Source organism: Quyinboa mangrovi, from assembly GCF_042219825.1.
In the GTDB taxonomy this organism is placed as follows: Bacteria; Bacteroidota; Bacteroidia; order Bacteroidales; family UBA5342; genus JBHJHP01.
In genome coordinates this window covers 34,449-54,569 of record NZ_JBHJHQ010000011.1, presented here as the reverse complement: position 1 = coordinate 54,569, position 20,121 = coordinate 34,449, and the positions used below count along the sequence as shown (strand labels likewise).

At 39.9% G+C, this 20,121-nt stretch carries 15 protein-coding genes; 5 read left to right on the top strand and 10 right to left on the bottom strand.

The window, feature by feature from the left end:
• Positions 1 to 1,026: a family 43 glycosylhydrolase gene (locus ACE1ET_RS19955; protein ID WP_375730191.1), complete on the top strand. Its 1,026-nt coding sequence runs from the start codon at positions 1 to 3 to the stop codon at positions 1,024 to 1,026.
• A gap of 5 nt (positions 1,027 to 1,031) precedes the next feature.
• Here the strand turns inward: ACE1ET_RS19955 and ACE1ET_RS19950 are convergent, their stop codons facing one another.
• From ACE1ET_RS19950 to ACE1ET_RS19930, 5 genes are all read right to left on the bottom strand, one after another.
• Positions 1,032 to 2,246 carry an MFS transporter gene (locus tag ACE1ET_RS19950; protein ID WP_375730200.1) on the bottom strand — a complete coding sequence of 405 codons (1,215 nt, stop codon included), beginning with the start codon at positions 2,244 to 2,246 and terminating at the stop codon, positions 1,032 to 1,034.
• 194 nt (positions 2,247 to 2,440) lie between these two features.
• The gene (locus tag ACE1ET_RS19945) at positions 2,441 to 3,205 is read right to left on the bottom strand and encodes a DUF5995 family protein (RefSeq protein WP_375730190.1); all 765 of its coding nucleotides are present in this window, start codon (positions 3,203 to 3,205) and stop codon (positions 2,441 to 2,443) included.
• 106 nt (positions 3,206 to 3,311) lie between these two features.
• Complete coding sequence (locus ACE1ET_RS19940; RefSeq protein WP_375730189.1) at positions 3,312 to 4,331, bottom strand: hypothetical protein; 1,020 nt, start codon at positions 4,329 to 4,331, stop codon at positions 3,312 to 3,314.
• Between the two features lie 80 nt (positions 4,332 to 4,411).
• Positions 4,412 to 5,368 (bottom strand): family 43 glycosylhydrolase, encoded by a 957-nt coding sequence (locus tag ACE1ET_RS19935; protein WP_375730188.1) that lies wholly within the window; start codon positions 5,366 to 5,368, stop codon positions 4,412 to 4,414.
• Between the two features lie 79 nt (positions 5,369 to 5,447).
• Positions 5,448 to 6,980, bottom strand: coding sequence for an alpha-N-arabinofuranosidase (locus tag ACE1ET_RS19930; RefSeq protein ID WP_375730187.1), 1,533 nt, complete (start codon positions 6,978 to 6,980; stop codon positions 5,448 to 5,450).
• Positions 6,981 to 7,361: 381 nt separating this feature from the next.
• Here ACE1ET_RS19930 and ACE1ET_RS19925 point away from each other — a divergent pair, with 381 nt between their 5' ends.
• Both ACE1ET_RS19925 and ACE1ET_RS19920 read left to right on the top strand, forming a co-directional pair.
• Positions 7,362 to 7,916 carry a helix-turn-helix domain-containing protein gene (locus tag ACE1ET_RS19925; protein WP_375730186.1) on the top strand — a complete coding sequence of 185 codons (555 nt, stop codon included), beginning with the start codon at positions 7,362 to 7,364 and terminating at the stop codon, positions 7,914 to 7,916.
• 26 nt (positions 7,917 to 7,942) lie between these two features.
• Positions 7,943 to 9,598: an AMP-binding protein gene (locus tag ACE1ET_RS19920; protein WP_375730185.1), complete on the top strand. Its 1,656-nt coding sequence runs from the start codon at positions 7,943 to 7,945 to the stop codon at positions 9,596 to 9,598.
• A 223-nt stretch (positions 9,599 to 9,821) separates the two neighbouring features.
• On the opposite strand, the gene ACE1ET_RS19915 is transcribed toward ACE1ET_RS19920, so the two are convergent.
• The 3 genes from ACE1ET_RS19915 to ACE1ET_RS19905 form a co-directional block, all read right to left on the bottom strand.
• Complete coding sequence (locus tag ACE1ET_RS19915; protein ID WP_375730184.1) at positions 9,822 to 13,052, bottom strand: M4 family metallopeptidase; 3,231 nt, start codon at positions 13,050 to 13,052, stop codon at positions 9,822 to 9,824.
• Between the two features lie 6 nt (positions 13,053 to 13,058).
• Positions 13,059 to 13,463 (bottom strand): hypothetical protein, encoded by a 405-nt coding sequence (locus ACE1ET_RS19910; protein WP_375730183.1) that lies wholly within the window; start codon positions 13,461 to 13,463, stop codon positions 13,059 to 13,061.
• A gap of 125 nt (positions 13,464 to 13,588) precedes the next feature.
• The gene (locus ACE1ET_RS19905) at positions 13,589 to 13,972 is read right to left on the bottom strand and encodes a MotA/TolQ/ExbB proton channel family protein (protein ID WP_375730182.1); all 384 of its coding nucleotides are present in this window, start codon (positions 13,970 to 13,972) and stop codon (positions 13,589 to 13,591) included.
• Positions 13,973 to 14,172: 200 nt separating this feature from the next.
• Between ACE1ET_RS19905 and ACE1ET_RS19900 the strand changes: the two genes are divergently transcribed.
• Together ACE1ET_RS19900 and ACE1ET_RS19895 are read left to right on the top strand one after the other, a co-directional pair.
• Positions 14,173 to 14,634, top strand: a complete 462-nt coding sequence (locus ACE1ET_RS19900; protein ID WP_375730181.1) for a hypothetical protein — start codon at positions 14,173 to 14,175, stop codon at positions 14,632 to 14,634.
• A 30-nt stretch (positions 14,635 to 14,664) separates the two neighbouring features.
• Complete coding sequence (locus tag ACE1ET_RS19895; protein WP_375730180.1) at positions 14,665 to 15,441, top strand: LytR/AlgR family response regulator transcription factor; 777 nt, start codon at positions 14,665 to 14,667, stop codon at positions 15,439 to 15,441.
• Here ACE1ET_RS19895 and ACE1ET_RS19890 read toward each other — a convergent pair.
• The gene (locus tag ACE1ET_RS19890) at positions 15,432 to 15,971 is read right to left on the bottom strand and encodes a dihydrofolate reductase family protein (RefSeq protein WP_375730179.1); all 540 of its coding nucleotides are present in this window, start codon (positions 15,969 to 15,971) and stop codon (positions 15,432 to 15,434) included. The two genes, ACE1ET_RS19895 and ACE1ET_RS19890, sit on opposite strands and share 10 nt — an antisense overlap.
• Positions 15,972 to 15,975: 4 nt before the next feature.
• On the bottom strand, positions 15,976 to 19,998 hold the full coding sequence (locus ACE1ET_RS19885) for an MG2 domain-containing protein (protein WP_375730178.1): 4,023 nt from the start codon (positions 19,996 to 19,998) through the stop codon (positions 15,976 to 15,978).
• Between the last annotated feature and the right edge of the window lie 123 nt (positions 19,999 to 20,121).

The following is a 20,121-nucleotide window of genomic DNA, read 5'->3' as shown; positions in this document are numbered from 1 at the left end:
ATGTATAAAAGATCCAATGCTTCAGTAACTGTGTTAATATTTTTCGTTCTGCTGTCAGGTGTAGCTTTAATGGCACAGGAAAGACCTCCGGTTCATGATCCTGTAATGATGAAACAGGGAGATACCTATTATGTGTTCAGCACGGGATGGGGAATATCGGTTCAGTCATCAAAGGACTTAAAAACATGGGAAAGGGAGAAAAGGGTTTTCGAACAGGCTCCGGAATGGACCAAAGAAGCTGTAGAGGGTTTCAGGGGACATATGTGGGCTCCGGACATTGCATATTTTAACGGTCAGTATTACCTGTTTTATTCTGTATCGGCTTTCGGGAAAAACACATCTTGTATTGGTTTAGCCACTAATAAAACGCTTGACCCGGATGATCCGGAATTTGAGTGGGTGGATCAGGGTAAAATTATTCAGTCTTATCCGGGGAAGACAAACTGGAATGCTATTGATCCGAATTTTATAGTGGATAAGGATGGAACGCCGTATCTTACTTTTGGCTCTTTCTGGGATGGTTTAAAACTGGTAAAACTGGCCTGGGACGGTAAAAGTGTGGATGATGATTTGGATCAGATACCTACCATTGCTTCACGTAAACATAAACCGGGTGAACCTAATCCTCCGGCCATAGATGATAATCCAAAAGATGCAGGCGGGAATGCCATTGAGGCGCCTTTTGTTTTCAAGAAAGGGAAATATTACTATCTGTTTGCATCTATAGATTATTGCTGCAAAGGTCCCCGCAGTACGTATAAAATTATTGTGGGCCGATCCAAAGACCTGGCGGGCCCGTATAAAGACAAGGATGGATATGAACTGAAGTATGGTGGCGGAACCATTGTGCTAAAAGGGGATGATAACTGGTATGGCATAGGTCACAATGCTGTTTATTCAGCCGATGGAAAAGATTATCTCATTTGCCACGGATATGATGCCAATGATAAGGGAAAATCAAAACTGATCGTAACGGAATTGACGTGGGATAAAAAGAAATGGCCTGTAGTGGAAGAGAAACTTTAGAGTTTTTATCTTTCCGCATCAGATTCAATTGTCCGTTTTTTAAATTGGGAAAGAAGTAATGCTGTGATCATGCCGGCAAGGCTGAATACAGCCAGCAGTGAAAACAGATTCTGAAAACCCGGCAGACCGGGTTCAGCATCAATAATTCGGCCCGCAAGAGGATAGAAAAATACGTCCGGTGTAAATCCAATCACCGAAATAACACCAATAGCAGTACCTGTAAGATGACGTCTGATGCCTGTTTCTTCCATCATGGCAAAGTAAACACCACGAAGTGCATATACAGCAATCATTGATATGATGATGCTGCTGAAAATTATGATTTCCGTGTTTACACCCGGATCAGCCAACTGAAGGATGGTAAACACTATTAATAGTAAACTGAATAACCATACAATAACCTGTGAGCCACTGAACCGGTCAGCAAGCAGTCCTGCAAGAACAGCCGCTCCGATTCTGATGTAAGCCATCCGTGAAACAAAGGCTGCTGCGGCAACCTCATTCATGCCAAGAGGCCCTGCACAATACAGGGTATAAAAGTCGATAGCCTTAAAGCCACAGTAGGCAAAAATAACAATCAGTGCCTGTAACCACACTACGCGGCTTTTTAGCACCTGAATAAGTTCACTGAAGTTATATTTCTTTTCCCCCGACCGCTTTGCTTTTGTGTCGGGAACGGTGAACCACGTAAATACTGCTGCCAGCATAGCCAGCAATGCATACAGGCCTGTAACCCAACGCATAGCGGACTGGCGGTCAGAAAACGTTGCTTCGGTAACTGTTGCAGGGAGAATAAAACCAAGCACAACGACACCCAGACTGGCAGCACCTGCAGCCATCATACCACGTCCGGCTTCCAGAATACCAAAAGCCTGTCCCTGTCTGAATTTACCACCCCATATCCGGGTTGCCTTCAGCATTCCTGCCCAGAAAAGGAAAATGGTTGTGATACCCCAATAACCATAGAGAATTGTGAGTCCGGTTTTTCCCGGCAGGGTCATCATATAAACACCTCCAAGTCCGGTGGCAAACTGTGAAAGCGACATCAGCTTCCGTGCAGAGAACCGGTCGGCCAGAATGCCGCCCGGGAAATAGGATAACATGGCCATGATGCCGTAAACACTCATGGCATCTCCCAACTCCGTGTTGTTCATATTTAATGCATTCAGTAACGTGGGGCGAAAAAACCGTGGGAGATGAAAGGGTAGGCCAAATATCATTTCTCCACCAAATATAAGGCAGAAAATGATTATCCAGTGCCGGAATTTTTCTGAGCGTTTCATTAAGTAGGAAAGCTGATTGTTGCAGATTATATATAAAAAGAACAGTATATATGTCGATTGGTTCGGATCAGACCATTGTATGCATGTGCTGAAACCCCAAACATTTTTAGCTTAAGGTAAGCCTATATCTCTTAATTGGCTGGATTAAATTCCTTGTTTCTGATCCGTTTGATCTTTGTTGCCTCGTCTCCTTTTTCACTGAACCGGATTAAACGCAGCAGGAGCTTGATCACTCCTCTGCTTTTTGTGATCATGGGTGTAATATCTGCTATTTTCTGGTCTCTGATAGCTATAATTTCTTCCTGATTTTTGCGGGAGAGCTCGAGTTCCATTGCAAAGCTCCATGCACCGTTTCGGGCAATTTTCATGCTGAAGTTAACAAAAAGATTATCCAGGTTACCTGCTAACTTCAAAGGATATCTCAGCCAGCGCCAAACCTTTGTAAGGTCCTGTTGAACTTCATCTAGAAGTTCGCCAAGCAGTTCATTTATCTTAATAAAATCGTTTTTTAGTGCCAGTATATCAATTTTACCTGTAATCTGAGCCGCAATTCCGAGGTCAAAATTTATATGTGCATTCATTCCCAGCAACAAGTGTTGCAACACTATCAGATTATCTTTTTCAGAAGATTCAAAAGACGATTGCCAGGATTTGCTACACAACTGGTGATTTTTATATTGGTTATACGCCTCCAGGTAACGGTTCGCGAAGACAATATCAAATTGCTCCATTCGCGCATCATCATCAAAATAGCCGGTACCCAGTTTTTCCTTTACCCTTATCGTAACTTTTTGGTACAATACGGCGAAATAACCATACGTACTTTGTTTTTCAATGGATTCCAGAATGATCTTTTCAAGTTGCTCAATGACTTCATTCAATGTATTTGCTGCCATGTTTGCGAGTTAACAGATTATTCTTTCAAACAGATGGAAGGGGAGATATGTTTCATTTGGTTACAGGATAAAGACGTGCGCTATGTAAATACTGTCCCATAGCAACTTATTCTATCGTTTTTGGTTTATAGTTTATTTTTGTAATATTATCTTTTCTGTACTTTTTTAATGGTATTCTTATGCCAAAGTCAACGTATGCGAGGTGAGAATATTCCCATACATTTTTTTTTAAGGTAAAAAATGATGGCAAATAACTTGCACCAATATAAAAGTATTTTAAAAGAAACAAATTGGCTTCGAAACATAGTCCAAGTGTATAATAGTGATTATTCTGTGTCAGATTAAAATGTTGTTCCAATTGATTTAAAATGTGTTCCTTGTATTGAAAATATGAAAGACTTAATCCATATCCCACGGAAAATCCAAAATTCTTTGTCGTGGTTATATTGAAATCATAGTTATTGGTCAGTTTTGTACTCATAGACAAGAAATTCGTAATAGTATCACCAAAATCCCATCTATCCATATATATCTGAGGAATATCATCAAACCCTGTCACACCAATGTTCCATGATATAAACGAACGTTTTGAATGGTAGTAGTCTGCTCCTAGCGTAAGTCCTTTATAAATATTGTAAGTTTCATATTTGACTGGATTTTTGATGCCTATGTTGTCAAACCAGGGAAGGGAACTTCGAAAATAGATTTGTCCTTTTTTTGATGGTTTCCATTTTTTATATTCTGATAAGCTGTTGTTAAGATCTATATAAATAGAGTTATGATATGTATACATCGCATCACGATAATATGCGTCTCCTACATATCCCAAAGGGGAATATAAAACAAAAAATAAATTGCCAAAAGTAAATTCGGGTGAAAGGCGGCTTTTAATTCTTACATTCTTATAGGTTGTGTCATTTTTTATAGCTACATAAAAATCGTTTGGACCTCTTGGAACTTCAAGTATGACAGGTGTGTCTACGCAGGTATCATTATTCAGACAAATTTTAGCTGATTGAGACGAAGTGTGGATCTCTATGTTAGTCTCTCTTGAATTCAGTAATGTTGCGCATGAATACATTAACAAACAAATAAAAAATAATGATATAATTTTAAATATCCTCATGATTATATAGGTTTAATTTTGAGGTAGATATAAAATTTCATGAAAGCGATAAAATATATCAGTAATAATTTTTCAGTACCTTATGGTTTAGCAGCCAGTCCTTTATCTGTCCGATTTACCTTTTGAATGGTTCCGTCGTTGTTAAAATACAGGTATTCTGCACATATATGACGCTGCCGGCCACAGGATGAATCTGTATCCAGCCAGCGGTGATAGAACAGGATCCATTGTCCCTTGTATTCAACAATAGAGTGGTGGTTGTTACTTTGGTGTTCCTGTTCCATGATAACACCTTTATAGGTCCATGGTCCAAGTGGTGAATCGGCCATATAGTAGGTGAGGACACGGTTTCCTTCGGGCATGGTAAAATAGTATTTGTCCTTGCGTTTAAACACCCAGGGACCTTCCATAGGGGGTTCATAACCGCCCATATCCATTTTAATAAAACCTCCTGTTATGCTGCGCATGTCATCGGCCATTCTTGCCACATGATAATTCATGCCACTTCCGCGAAAATAGATGTAAGCGCTGTCGTTGTCATCAACGAACAGGCAGGGATCATTGGCATACGGTTTACGCCATAAAGGTGCACCAATGACATCTTTAAAAGGGCCGGTTGGAGAATCACTTTCCGCTATTCCAACCCCCATCCATTTGGTGCTGTTTTTCGGATTGACCCGGTCTTTTATTCCGGTTCCGGCGGGGTAACAGAAATAATACTTTCCGTTTTTGTAGGCACAGTCCGGTGCCCAGGCATAATTATCAGCCCAGGTCAGATCATCCACAGACAAACAAGCGCCATGATCCACCCAGTTTATAAGGTCATCGGATGAAAATACGTGCCAGTCCTTCATGAAAAAATCGGGCTGACACTCTTCGTCATGCGATGCATAGATATATATTCTGCCGTCCTTCCATACGTGGGCTGAAGGATCAGCTGTTTTAATGTTGCTGCCAAAATCAAGTGGATTCTGGGCATAACTCATACTAATTGTTAACAGGGCTATAAAAACCGTTAAAAATGAGGATAACTTCATGAGTATTTATTTGAAAAATAATAATAGTCACCGGATGAAATAAACTATTATTTAAAGTTCACCCGGTGACTAAAAAGTCTTATTTGCTTAGCTGAATAAGCACAACAGATTTAGAAGGTAAAGTGACATTCATTTTACCATTCTTTGGTTTTTTAACGTCCCATTCTGTAAGCGTAACTTCTTCTGCTTTACCAAAGTCGTTATAAGCAGCCATTTTTTTACCGGTCACAATCTGCGCACTTACTTTTTTATATTCTTCGGTTCCCAGATTCAACTCAATGGGCTCTTCCTTATTGGGGTTCAGGTTACACAGAGTAATAGACATTACGCCATCTTTAACTGAAGCTGATGAATTTACTGCAGGCATGGATTCACCTTCCAGTTCATAGTTTTCGCAGGTCAGATCTGTCGGAATAAGCATCGCATCCTGGTGCACCTTATACATTTTAAATACATAATAGGTTGGGGTCAGAACCATTTCATCGCCCTGTGTCAGGATCACTGCCTGTAAAACATTAACTACCTGGGCAATGTTGGCCATCTTAACACGCAGAGCATTGTTATTGAATATATTCAGGTTGATACCGGCTATAAGCGCATCGCGTAATGTATTCTGCTGATAAAGGAATCCCGGATTAGTTCCCGGTTCCACATCATACCATGAACCCCATTCATCCACCATTAGTCCAACACGTCCTCTGGGATCATACTTGTCCATTATAGCACCATGCTTATCGATCAGTTCCTGCATTTTAAGTGTTTTATTCAGGGTGGTGAACCATTCCTTTTCGTTAAAATCAGTGGCACTTCCCTTATGTCTCCAATTGTACGGAAGGGTGTAATAATGCAACGAAATGCCCTGCATTAAGTTTTGCTTATTGCGTGTTCTTTCCATTACTGTTTCTGTCCAGTTGTAGTCGAAAGAGTTGGCGCCGCAGGCAATTTTAAATGGTGCCCCTTTGGAATAGGATGCATAGCGTCTGAACAGATCCGCATAATACTCAGGGCGCATGTCACCGCCGCAGCCCCAGCTTTCGTTGCCGATACCCCAGTATTTCACATGCCAGGGTTTGTCACGACCGTTCTTTTTACGCAGGTCTGTCATAGGACTGATATTGTCAGATGTAACATATTCCACCCACTCGGCAGCTTCCTGAACCGTTCCGGATCCTACATTTAAGCTGATGTAAGGTTCTGTGCCCAGCAATTCACACAGGTTCAGGAATTCATGTGTGCCAAAGCTGTTGTCTTCGGTTACACCACCCCAAAACACATTTACAATGGATGGTCTGTCCTCTTTAGGACCAATGCCGTCCTTCCAGTGGTAGGTATCCGCAAAACAGCCGCCCGGCCAGCGTAAAACAGGTATCTGCATATCCTTTAGTGCATCCACCACATCCATTCGGTATCCATTAATATTCGGAATCCCGGATGTGTCACCCACGTAAATGCCACCATAAATACAGCGCCCCAGATGCTCGGCAAAGTGACCATAAATCTCTTTGTTAATCTTTGTTCCGGCATTGTCAGGATGCAGGACAAGGCTGTTCTGCGCCTGTCCGGCAAATAATGCCATACATACTACTCCCAATAATAAAAAAGCTTTTTTCATTCTGATTATGTTAATTAAGTTTTGAAATTATTTAATTGCCATCAATTTGGTATTGTAAATATACGTTACTCTGTTAAATTTTCCCAACGAAGCAGGATCAACCATTCGGGAAATAATTCAATTATATCTTTCGTACTTACTTTCTTTTAACCCTTTCATTATTAAACATATTATGCCATCGTTTTTCCGATAGCGTATTTCTGTTGGCTAATGTAAATCTACCCAAGTAGAGATGATTTTATTTATTTTACAGATTAGACAAGAAAACATGCATCTTCATTCCGTTGTCTGTATTTTTTGATGTATCGATCTGCACCCATTGTTGGTATCTGAAAAGCGCTACCTTTGTTCATAAATTAATTCTTACTAAAAAATATAAATATGAATCAGCAAATTCGTGATATAGCTGAAAGATTGCGCGGATTAAGGGATTTGTTTGATATTTCTGTTTCAGATATGGCAGCAACCTGTCATGTCTCAGAGCAGGATTATCAGGGTTATGAAAGTGGGGAATGCGATATCCCGATCGGAGCGCTTCAAAGTATTTCAAAAAAGTACAATTTTGAACTCTCAGCTTTGTTATTCGGAAATGAGCCGAATATGAAATCTTTTTTTCTGACCCGTGCCGGGAAGGGGGACACTGTGGAACGCACACGGGCTTATAATTACCAGTCGCTTGCATCTCGTTTTACGGGAAGGAAGGCTGATCCTTTTATTGTTACGGTTGAGCCGGAAGCAGAGGAGAAGGCAATGAATCTTAACAGCCATAACGGACAGGAATTCAACTATGTGCTGGAAGGTAAAATGCTGTTAAGTGTTGGAGGACATGAGCTCACGCTGAACACCGGGGACAGCCTCTATTTTGACGCTACGCTTCCTCATGGTATGAAGGCCCTGGATGGCAGGACTGTACGCTTTCTTGCAGTGATAATATAACAAATTCTGAACGAAACATAAGCTCCATGATTGATAAATATTTAAAACAGACAAGCTTTAAAGACTTAGAAGATTTTACAACAAACTATGAACTGATTATTCCCGGAGATTTCAATTTTGCATACGATGTAGTTGACGGATGGGCAAAGTCAGATCCCGATAAAAGGGCACTGCTGTGGACCAATGATAAGGGTGAAAGCCGAACATTTACCTTTGGTGAATTAAAGGATATTACAGATCGGACTGCAGGTTATCTTTCGTCACTGGGTATTGGTAAAGGCGATATGGTGATGGCTATATTAAAGCGCCGTGCAGAATTCTGGTTTACTATAATTGCACTGCACAAAATAGGTGCTGTCATTATTCCTGCCACGCATTTGCTGACGAAGAAGGATATTATTTACCGTGCTAATGCGGCAACCATAAAGGCTGTTATATGTGACGGTGATGAACTTATTACAGATCATGTGAATGAGGCCCTGCCGGAATCACCATCTGTAGAAAAACGGATTTCAATCGGGCCGGTAATTCCTGATGGCTGGGAAGATTTTCACAAAGGCATTGAGAATGCACAACCTTTTCAGCGTCCTGCTGAGCCCACAAAAAATGAGGATCCGTTAATTGTAAGTTTTACATCCGGAACTACCGGCGATCCTAAAATGGTGGTGCTCGACAGTGTATATCCGCTGGCACATATAGTTACCGCTAAATACTGGCAGAACCTTCATGAAAAAAGTCTGCATCTTACCATAGCGGATACAGGCTGGTTAAAGGCGGTGTGGGGTAAACTGTATGGACAGTGGCTGGTTGGGGCAACTGTTTTTGTGTATGACCACGAAAAATTTACACCGTCCGATATCCTGGCCGTCCTGTCAAAATACAAGGTAACATCGCTTTGTGCCCCACCTACCATTTTCCGCTTTTTAATTCGCGAAGATATGAGCCGGTATGACCTGTCAGCACTGGAGTGGTGCACCATTGCCGGTGAAGCTCTTAATCCGGAAGTTTATAACAGGTTTCAGGAGCTAACAGGCATTAAATTGCGTGAGGGTTACGGACAAAGCGAGACAACGCTCACAGTGTTTACATCGCCATGGATAGAACCCAAACCGGGATCCATGGGTTTGCCAAATCCGCATTATGATATGGACCTCCTGACACCTGACGGAAGATCAGCTGAAGCAGGTGAACAGGGTCAGATAGTGATCAGGTATGATAAAAATTATCCGGCAGGATTGTTTAAGGGATATTACAGAAATACCAGGCTAACGGATGAGGCCATGTCGGAAGGTATTTATTATACAGGTGACCTGGCATGGAAGGATGAAGATGGATACTTCTGGTTTGTTGGCCGGGCAGATGATGTCATCAAAAGTTCGGGGTACCGTATAGGACCTTTTGAAGTGGAAAGTGCACTGATGTTACATCCGGCTGTGGTGGAATGTGCCATTACCGGTGTACCGGATGATATTCGTGGGCAGGTGGTAAAGGCAACAGTGGTGTTGGGAAAAGAATATAAGGATAAGGCAGGTGATGACCTTGTTAAGGAACTTCAGGATCATGTAAAACAGGTGACCGCACCATACAAATATCCCCGCATCATTGAATTTGTCGATGAACTACCCAAAACAATCAGTGGCAAGATACGCCGTGTAGAGATTAGGGAGAGGGATCACAGGTAAAAATAAGGAAGAGGCTGTCCAAAAAGGCAAATAAGAATATAAGGAACTTATAAATTGATAGTGATCCTTCTATTACCCCTCCAAACCTCCCCTAAAGTGGGAGGCTTTAAGTCCCCTTTAGGGGATTTAGGGGTAGTTTTTAAAAAGCTACTAACAATCCGTAAGTAAAACTTATACAGATTTTACTTTTTGGACAGCCTCTTCAATTCTGTTCTTTATATCCTTATTCTTTTACCAGTTTCTCGGTTAATACCGTCTCCTCAATATTTATTTTAAGGATATAGATACCTGAATTCAGAGTATTTATGTCAATATCTTTCCTGTTGGATGCTTCTAAAACCAACTTCCCTGATGTATCAAAAATTTTCATCTGATAGCTTTTGTCGGTATTAATGAAGAGCTTGTCTTTAGCCGGATTTGGATAAAATGAGATAATCTCTTGTGCTACCTGCTCCAATCCGGTGGCAACCACATTGATGTAACTTGATTTGGTCATGGTGTTTTGTCCCGCATCGTTTATACACGTCAAAGAAACCTGGTAAATACCCGGATTACTGTAATTAATTACCGGGTTCTGTATTGCAGAAGTTGACGGTGTTCCTCCCTGGAATGACCACTGCCATGTTTCAGGGTTGTTGATGGACTGGTCAATAAACTGAACCTGTAGAGGTGCTGTTCCTGAGATGAAATCAGCTGTAAAATTAGCCACAGGAGCCAGTTGCAGACTTCGGGTTCCAACAGTGTAATATACAGGCCATCTGGCATCGTATATTAATATGTCGGCATTACCGGATGCTGAAATTTTATTGGAAGCAAGACTAATTTCTGCGACGACTTCAAGATCATCTGTGGTGAGTGCAGAGTAAGCAATTTTATCATCATTTTTTGAAAATGACGGATATCCAAGCGTTGCATTAGATACAATCATATCCAGATCGCCGGTCAAAAGATTTGCTCCCAGAACGGCATAATCTTCGTTTACATTATCAAAATAGTCAAAAGCAATAATATAAGGTGAGTTTTTGGAAAATACCGGATTGCCAACGCTGACGTTTTCAGGCAGGTCTCCATACAGTTTGGTAATAGTCCCGTCTCCAAAATTGTTGGTTTCATTATCCCAGACCTTTATAAATCCTATATCCCAGTAACTGATATCATCACCTGTTGATGAATTCAGTTGGTTGTAGGAATCATACATCAGGTATTCTCCTGTAAAATCAAATTCAATGGCATCGGCGTAGAGTACCCCACCGGCATCTTCGCCACTGTGACTGGTTGTTGGATTATACAGATGGTACTTTGCCCACTGTGCCGCATTAAAGTCGTAAATATAAATAGCTGTATCTACTTCAGTAGAAATGGCTGCAACACGAGTGCCGTCTTTTGACACGGCAACGTTATCCCAGAAAGCTTCCTGTGAGAGATAGTTCTCTGCCGGAGTGTTTGGGTCAATACTTAAGTATTTTATATAATCGTTTTGATCTACAAAAACTGCATCCACCCCGTTGTCTGTTACACTGGGTTTCCCTTTCATGTCAGTTGTTGTGAGGCCAATAAAGTCTTCTCCTGTTGTTGTGGTTCTATATAAATAATATGGAAACTGTGTGTCGGTATTGTAGGTTAAAAGATATTCATCTCCCTGGTTGGTGTTGTAATCCTGTTCATAATCAATTACTTCTTCTTCGTAAATACCAACAGCATCGAAAGCTTCACCAGCCTTTGTTACTTCATTCGAAGCATCACCATATAAATCTTTTGCAGACTGTATCACGGCTATTCTTAAATCGATATACTGTGATTTGCTGGTAAGGTAAGTCGTTAGTGCCCGGTAATATACCTGTTCGGCTTTATCTTTTGTAATAGCTGTGGCAAAAAGATAATAGGCATAATTTCCGATACCGCTGTTTATATGTACACCACCATTATCCTGATCGCCAAGATACATTTCCTTTAAATGATCAGGTTGCCAGTAAGGGTCGTTAAGACCTGTTCCCATGTTGTGGGGATCAGCCATGTTGCGTAGCGCACCGGATGGGGAGAAGGTTGTTTTGGTAATATCTTCTCCAATCAGCCAGTCTTCACGGTCAACCATGGCACCGAAAATATCCGCGTAACTTTCGTTTATAGCTCCGGACTGTCCCTGGTATTCAAGATTGGCTGTACTGGAAATAATGCCGTGCCCCAGTTCATGTGCTGTAACATCCAGTGCACCTGCCAATGGTTTAAAATTGATTCCCCCATTGCCATAGAATGCTGCTTTACCATTCCAGAATGCGTTTTCCATGGATGTGCCATCATCGTTTGTAACGTTAATAAGCGAAATAATATTTCCTCCCTGACCATTGATAGAATTTCTTCCATACGCATCTTTATAATGGCGGTATGCCGTGGTTGTATTGTAGTGAGCCGAAATTGCTGTTGGGTTATTCCATGTGTTATTCGATGATGTAACCTGGGTATAATCGAGGTTTTGTGTCGATGTGTTTTGTGCATCCAGAGTCATTATCTGACCTTCGCCTGTTTCAGTGTTAAACATAGGTTCGGCAATATCCATCAGGTAATATGTTCCGTTCTCAAGATAAGTGTTTACAGTGCGTTGCACATTATTTAAATCTGTAGCTGTGGCGGTTGCAGGACCATCTGATTTGGTATTATTATATGCTTTGACCACAGAACCATTACCGGCATCAATATAATATATCCATTCTTCAATAATATTTGGCCTGTACTCAACTTTGTAAACCAACTTGTTATCGTAAATAACAAGCTTTGGCTGAACCGGATCATACCCCAGGAAATTCCTTTGGGGTTCACTTATGGCCCGGCAAATAGTTCTGGTAGAAATATCTGATTTTACTTTTTGAACAGCCTGTTCTTCTGTGAGGCTAGAAGTGGTTTGGATATCCGGATCAACCAGGTATATCTTTCCGGTAAATAAATCCCTGTCCGATTTTATATGAAGGAAGCTTTCACCTCCCTCAACTTCTATCCCTTTATAAAGTTGTTGTGCCTTAATATGAGTGATCCCAAGTTCATCGGTTATGACAGATCTTATTTCAAGATCCTTTTCAGGATCATGGAGCCGTGTTGTTGAAGAAACAGACGTGTGAAAGTCATAAAATTGCTGCTTCAGAGTTCTTGCACTTTTTGTCTGAAGCTCCTTTTTATCTACTTCAAAATACACTGGCAATCCCTTTGACTTTACCAGGTTTTTAACGTTGGAATTCTGTGATAATCCGGGTTGCTTCATATTTTTTGAAACAGGGAAAGCTGATGTTGAAGACAGTGGAGTGGATTTAGTTTGCGTGCCGCTATTGATGGTCGTATATTTCAGGTTTGTTGCTGTGGTGCCTGACGTATTGCGGTTGACAGTTTTAAAACTATGTGTCTGTTGGGCAGATGTAAGTACCGAAGGGAAAAACAGAAACAGGAAAGCGTATAATTTAATCTTCATAATAAGCTAGTTTAACGTTTTTACAAGTTCAGAATAAAACTCTTTCAATACAGGATCAGATGAAGCATCGGACCAGGTTGCCTTGTTTTGGTAGTCTTTGGTAATCACTTCAATAAAGTATGTCATGTTACCTTTGGTATCATTTTGAATATGCTCAAAATCAATTTTTTTCAGGTGTTTTGAAATTCCTTTGAGTGATCTGTAATCAATACGTTTGAGTTGTTCCTGCTGTTCGCCGTTCATTTTAAATACAAAACCTTCAGCATTCAGCATATAGGTATTCGTTAAGCCTGTAAATCCGCCACCACTGCCAAATGTAATCTCTTCAAAATTATTTACGGATCCGGTTTTTTTCAACGATGAACAACTTGCCATTATCAGGACCAATACAAGTAAAAAATGGGCTTTCATAATATTTAGTTATAAAGATTAACAGAAAAACCGTATACAGGATCACATACTGATCCTGTACCGGTTTAATTTTTCCAGTTATAAAATTAAGGAAATAAAAGCAATAAATAACAATTTTGGTTAGCTCAGGAAACCTTATTACGGTGTAAAATATAATCCATTACAAACCATAGCAATAAGGAAAACAGAAATATGATTATGCCGTAAATAGGTGCGATCATGGATACCTTTAAACCACCAAAAAACAGAGATTTTGATATGTCACCCACTTTTGCAATATAACTGAACGCAACATACATTCCGATTAATTGCCCTAATATTCCTGTTATCATGGCAAAAAAACCAAATGATTTAATGTAAGACAGTCTGTGTATAATCAGATCAGTTTTGCTCTCTTTGGCCTTTGTTCCAATAATAAAGTGATAGATTCCCCATGCCAGAATAATAATTAAAACAAGGGTAAGAATGCCCATAAACAGGGCGCCGCCTTCATAAAATAGTTTCATCATAATTTGAATTTTTTTAGTTCACTTCAAAATTAAGTTGAACCCCCAAAAACAGCAATGTCGTATCCGGTCCTAAACCTGTTGTTCAGCATTCTTAGCGCTGTTTCATTAAAAAGTGACGTCAAATTCCGTAAAAAAATTTCTATATTTAATCTTTGTTGTAAGTTAAGTGTTACAACAAAAGAAATATAAAATTAGCGAGAATGAATTTATTTGACGGGGAAAAGTTTATAAAGGAACTTTATCAGGAATTCGATGTGATTGATCAAAACCTGAAATCATTTCATGATGATTTGTGTCGTGATGTTTTTGCGCTGATTAAAAAAAGTTTTTCGGATATCAGATTGACAGAAGAACTCCGATCGGCCATTAAAGATAAGATAACGGAAGTATTTTTTTCCACTCAAAGTGTGATTGATAAGGATAACACATATGCTGAATACCGGATAAATGAAGAACTGGACAGAATGAGAAGTCTGATTGAAAAGAGAGAAAGGGAAAGCATGAACCCGGAATTTGACGCAAAACTACTTTATTTTGTAAAATACCATATTGTTGAACACTTTAGTGCCGTTTATAATCTCTCATCAGAAGGCTTTTTGCTGCTTGACTTATATGTGAAGTATCACTTTCAGGACTTGCGGCAATTCAACAACAATCTATAGTAACAAAACTTTTATTTTAGAAGTCAGAAAATGGCAGTTAAATTTCCTAAACCGGTGTGGCATATTATTTTCTGGATAATTGTCGTATTGTTTTTAACGTTGGTGTTTGGGGTTTCGTGGGGGAATAAACTGCATGCGTTTTTCTTTACCATTTCGTTGTTGCCTGTTATCATGGGAACGTCATATTTTTTTAACTATGTACTGGTTCCTAAGTTTCTGCTTCAAAAAAAATATTTCAAATTCGGACTATACTTTTTTTATACGCTGGTTGTTTCATTATATCTGGAGCTGATGGTTCTGATGTGGGCTTTTATTTACCTGGCTAAATTTGATTACAGTGAGATAGGCCCTAATGCTTCTGATGGTATTACGCTTGGCGTGATTTTATATGTTATAGTGTTTATTGGTTCATTTACATTAATGGTAAAACAGCTGGCAGATAATCACAAGGAGCTGCTCATTTTAAGAGAGGAGGTGGCAAAAAGAGAAGCTGGTGTTCTTGAAGTTATGTCCAACAGAAAACTTACCCGGATTCCGTTGAACGATATTCTGTTTATTGAAAGTTTATCAGATTTTGTTAAAATACACACGCAGGGAGAGGAGGTAGCGAGTAAAGAGAAAATCAGTTCTCTGGAAGAACGGTTACCGGATTATTTTCTCAGGATCCATCGTTCGTTTTTAATCAATACGGATAAAATTAGCCGTTTGAGCAATAATGAAATTGAGATTGATAAATTTACCCTCAACATTGGGCGCAGCTACAAAAAGGATGTAGTTGAAAGCTTAAAGCCTGTAAATCAGTCCTGATAATCCGGTGTGTACACCAGTTCAACAACTCCGGATGTAAATTTTTTCTGCCGGATAAGTCTGAGTTGCATTTCATCCGGCAGACCTTCGAACAGTTCAATGCCTTCCGAAAGCACATATGGCATTATGAAGACTCTGATCTCATCTATTAATCTGTTGTTCCAGAAAAGCGTATTGACCTGTCCACCTCCTATTAACCATATGTTTTTACCTTCGCCTGATTTCAGGATTTTTATAAAGGAAACAGGAACGTCAGAAATAAATTTCGCATACTGATCATCCGCCTTATCCCGGTTTCGGGTCAAAACGTAGTTGGTTTTATTTTTATACGGAAATTCAATATCCCAGCCTATGATCTGCCGATACGTTTTGTTACCCATTATTGTTGTGTCAATGGTCTCCAGAAAACCGGCATACCCGTAATCATCCTTATCGGGATTTGGAAGATTTTCCAGCCAATCCACACTTCCGTCCTTACGTGCAATTTTGCCGTTCACACTACAGGCTATATACAGAACGACCTTACGCATCGGTTTAAAAATCAATATTTAAAAGATCCAGTTTTGTATCCGGGTCAGTCAGTATCAATACTTCGTGCATATATGGCACCCTGTCTGAAATGTCGCCATTAACAGGCAGGAACCATGGTACTCTCCATTTTCGTGGATTATAAACCGGGTTTTTGATTAGAACAAAGCGCTTATCCAGATCGCTGAATGAATTGGGAAAGAATTTAAACGGAAGGGTTTCAAAATATTCATTGATCACCAATTCACGGGAATAGAAACAACTTTTATGATTTAAATTGAATGCTACGTCCTGACGGGCACTTTTCAGGACAAATCCATTGGCATCATTATTAAAAGTTGCCATATTCAATTCAGACTGCAGCTCAAAATCATCGAATTTTGTTCCAGCCATAAGATACTGATCCGGAACAATATATCTTGCACCTTTCGGGCTGGCTTTCCATTCCACGTACAAAATGGCGTAGGTTTCCGGTTCAACCAGCATAAAGCCTTTCTGCAGAGCCCACGGTGCAGATTCAGTCTGATCGAACGAAATTTTGTATACTGGTCTATCCATGTACCGGGTTTTACCTTCCAATACATATTCATAACTTTTTCGATACTGTTGCTTCAGGAATGTAGCTCCGTTATAGACAGGATCCATGTCCTGAATATCGTAGATACTGTTAACCTTAGGTGAAAAATCCACATGATTATCGTAGTTATCGGTTTTGAACCATTGTCCCTTTAAAATCCTTGAACTATAAATAATAGAGTTGTCCAGTATTCCCGGAACACGTATAACAACATTCAGATCAAGCAACGACTGCATCTCTTTCCCCCAACCGGTTTCCTGACGGTAGGCAACCAGTCCGTATTCAGTTTTTTTCGATCGCGTTTTTAACAGATTCCGGATAGCATGTCTTGCAATATCATTTCCATCTTCATTTGTTTGTGACAATTTTAATGGGCTCAGCGTAACATGCGTATCATTATCGCTTATATCAGAAGCAATTAGTATTTTGTCTGCTTCTCCCTTGTAGGAAATAATTACAGTGTCATAATCTCTCACCAAAGCCATATCCAGATAGAAGTTGCCATCTTCATCCGTCACGTTGCCCCATTTTCTGGACAAAACTGTTACATCGGCAAACACGGCAGGTTGGTTATCTGGTTGGCTCACATGAACTTTGATTTTTGTTGGATTAATCCAAACGGGTTCCGGTTCTTCTTCTACTACGGGTATGTCATCAGGATTTTCGTAAAAAATAACATCATTCTCTTCTGCTGGCTCTTGCTCTGCCAATACTGGAGGAGCCAATGGTTTGTCTGATCCGAATTCCAGTCGCGCGTTACCAGGTACTCCATCTGCAGACAGGCCAACCACATCAGCCCTAAACCTGTGTCCGCTATCTGAATTGTAAAATTCCACGACTGCCTTACCGAATTCATCTGTTTCTATTTCAGGATTCCAGTACAGTGTTGTGCGTTCATCAGATTTAATTTTTGTGTCAGGATCAGAATAATCCGGAGAATAGAATTCTTTTGTTTTACTGTACCCTGTTACTTTTAATTTTAATATTCCCTTGTAATGAACCTGACTGTAAAGTCCACCACCATTTACGGTATAGATAGACAGTATACCTACCGGTGCAGTCAGGTTTTCAGATTGCTCGATCATCGAATTAACGTCTGAAATAGCAGATTGATCATCTCCGATCTGAGTATTGTAAAACTCTGCAAGACCTTTCAATACGTTACCGGGTTGGTCTTCCTGAGGGTAAATAAGATCAATAGAACTTACAATTGTAGGATCAAGAATAATTAAATCCTGAACCTGATAGAGTCTGTGCATTTTGTTAAGCACACCATTCGCATTTGTAGATCCAACAAGTTCTCCGTCAACAAAAATAAAGAACTGATGACGTCGTCTGTCCTTTGGTGTGAATCTGATCGACGTGTCTGATGTCATTAGTACTTCGAGTCCGGGTATTGCATCTTCTATGATACTCATCAATCCCCAGTTCCAGGGTTTTTGTTCGTTGAGATCTTCAAGTTGTCTTTTCCCAACGGTTTGATCCGGAGCACCATATTTCTTTACCATGGCATTTTTAAAATCCTTGCCTTTAGTTCCGGTAACAGTTACCTCGTCAATAATTACATCTGTGGTATCCAGGTACAATTGATTATCGGCGGCAGCGGCCAGTTCTTCTTCCAGGGTATTTCTTTTTAACAGGCCGGTATTGTAAACTCCGGAAAGATTTTCGCCTCTCAGTTCAAATGGATTTGAGACAGAGAAGTCAACTGGTTGTGATTTATTGTTGGTCTCAAGTTCCAGCAGAAAATCTTTCTTCAGGTTCATCTTGTTTTTTGTCTGTAAAACAGCACTCATGGTGTCATTAAAATCTTTCAATATAAACGAAAATTCACCATTGTCATCTGTAAATTGTGTGTATACGTTAAAACTCTTGGCAAAAAACAATGTAACATCCATGCCTGAGGGAACTTCTTTCTTTTTATTATTGTTGCGAAATAACTGACCTTTAAAGTAAAGTCCTGGTTCTTCAAGATATTTGGGCATTGGAATGGTATCCTTTAGCACTTCTTCCCATGTATAACGTCTCCATCCATTTGTCAACATCAGCAGTTCTGACATAAGATAGTTTTTGGAACCTAGTTTCAATATGTCCTTCAGGTCTTCAGGTAAACCAGGGAGCATAGAACTCAAATAGAAATTGGATACAAAATCGGGATCGCGATATAGTTCCTCGCTTAATCGATCCGCATCGGTAACAGCTAGTGAAAAAGATCCTTTTACAGGATATCCTTCTTTGTCTTTAGCTGTTAGTTCAACGGAAACTTTTCCTCTTTTATCTGCTTGAAAATGTGGATTATCAATGCTGAACTGGAGCTGGTCATTCTTGCTGAGAAAAAACAGACGTTCGCACACCGGACGTTTGATATGATCGAAGACCGTAAACTGAATAATACCTGTATTCAGGTCTTGTTTTGGAATGGCATACGTTTTTGTTTCCTGATTCAGGCTGTCTGAAAGGGCGTAAACAGGCGAGGTATTCTGCATGGCGAGTAAAAATAAGTTTTCAAACCTGCCTGAGCTGTTAGTGATGGTCACCAGAATATTTGGAGCTTGTGGGGATGATTCAACCTTCAGATTGTATCCTGATAGCAGAACCTCAGGAAGGGGAAATTTCAGGGGGTCAGGTTCATTGTCTACATTTATTTCTGCAAAATATGTTTTACCGGCCTCTGGTGTAAACATAAAGAATCCACGTCCCTTCCAAAGTGTTTGTATGGTGGAAACAATATTCCCTGTATTGTCTTTAACATAACCTGTTACTGCAATATTCAGTCCTGTTTTGTCTTTGGCTTCAAACGCCACTTTGCAATTGATGCCGGATAATATTTCACCACCTTCAGGATAAAAAGTAAGTTTTAGTCCGGGCTCTTTGTTCTGTTCTTCTGTATAATCAGGCGTCTCTACTTCCTTGTTTTTATTTCCCCTTATATTCAGGTCCTTTAGGATATTTGAAACAGTATCTTCAATTGCATATTCATTTTTCTCTTTCGAAGGTTGATCATTCAGGATATACACAGGTTTTCGGTAATAAAAATCGGCACCGGTATTTCGCATCCAGTTTGTATAGGCAACAAGTATATATTCGCCACTTTTATATTCTGAAGGAATATCAATTTGCCCATATGCCCTTCCTTTGTTTAGTTTCAGTATCTTTTTTTGAATGACACCTCCGGTTGGCTTGAGTAAATCAACATACATAACAACTTCTGTTTCATTCAGCTTTTGATTTTTTACATTCATAATAAAACCACTGAACCAAATTGTTTCACCCGTATAGTACACCGGTTTATCGGTTTGCAGATAGGCTTTCTCCTGCCTGTAAACTGTTTGGTAGCTCATTATTTTTCTGATAAAAGCAGTGTTTGAATCTGCAATTTCTGTTGTAGCAGATATGCAGAATACTGCAATTAGCAGGATCGCCGGAATGAGAGGTTTTTTAATCTTTAGCATTTTTCCAAAAGGTTATATTAAAGGCCTTAAATTACTAAAGTTTTTTAAAAAACGCCCTGTCGGTTAAATAAAATCAAAAAAAAGGCACCGCTGGTATTGCGATGCCCTGTTTTTAATTCTTAA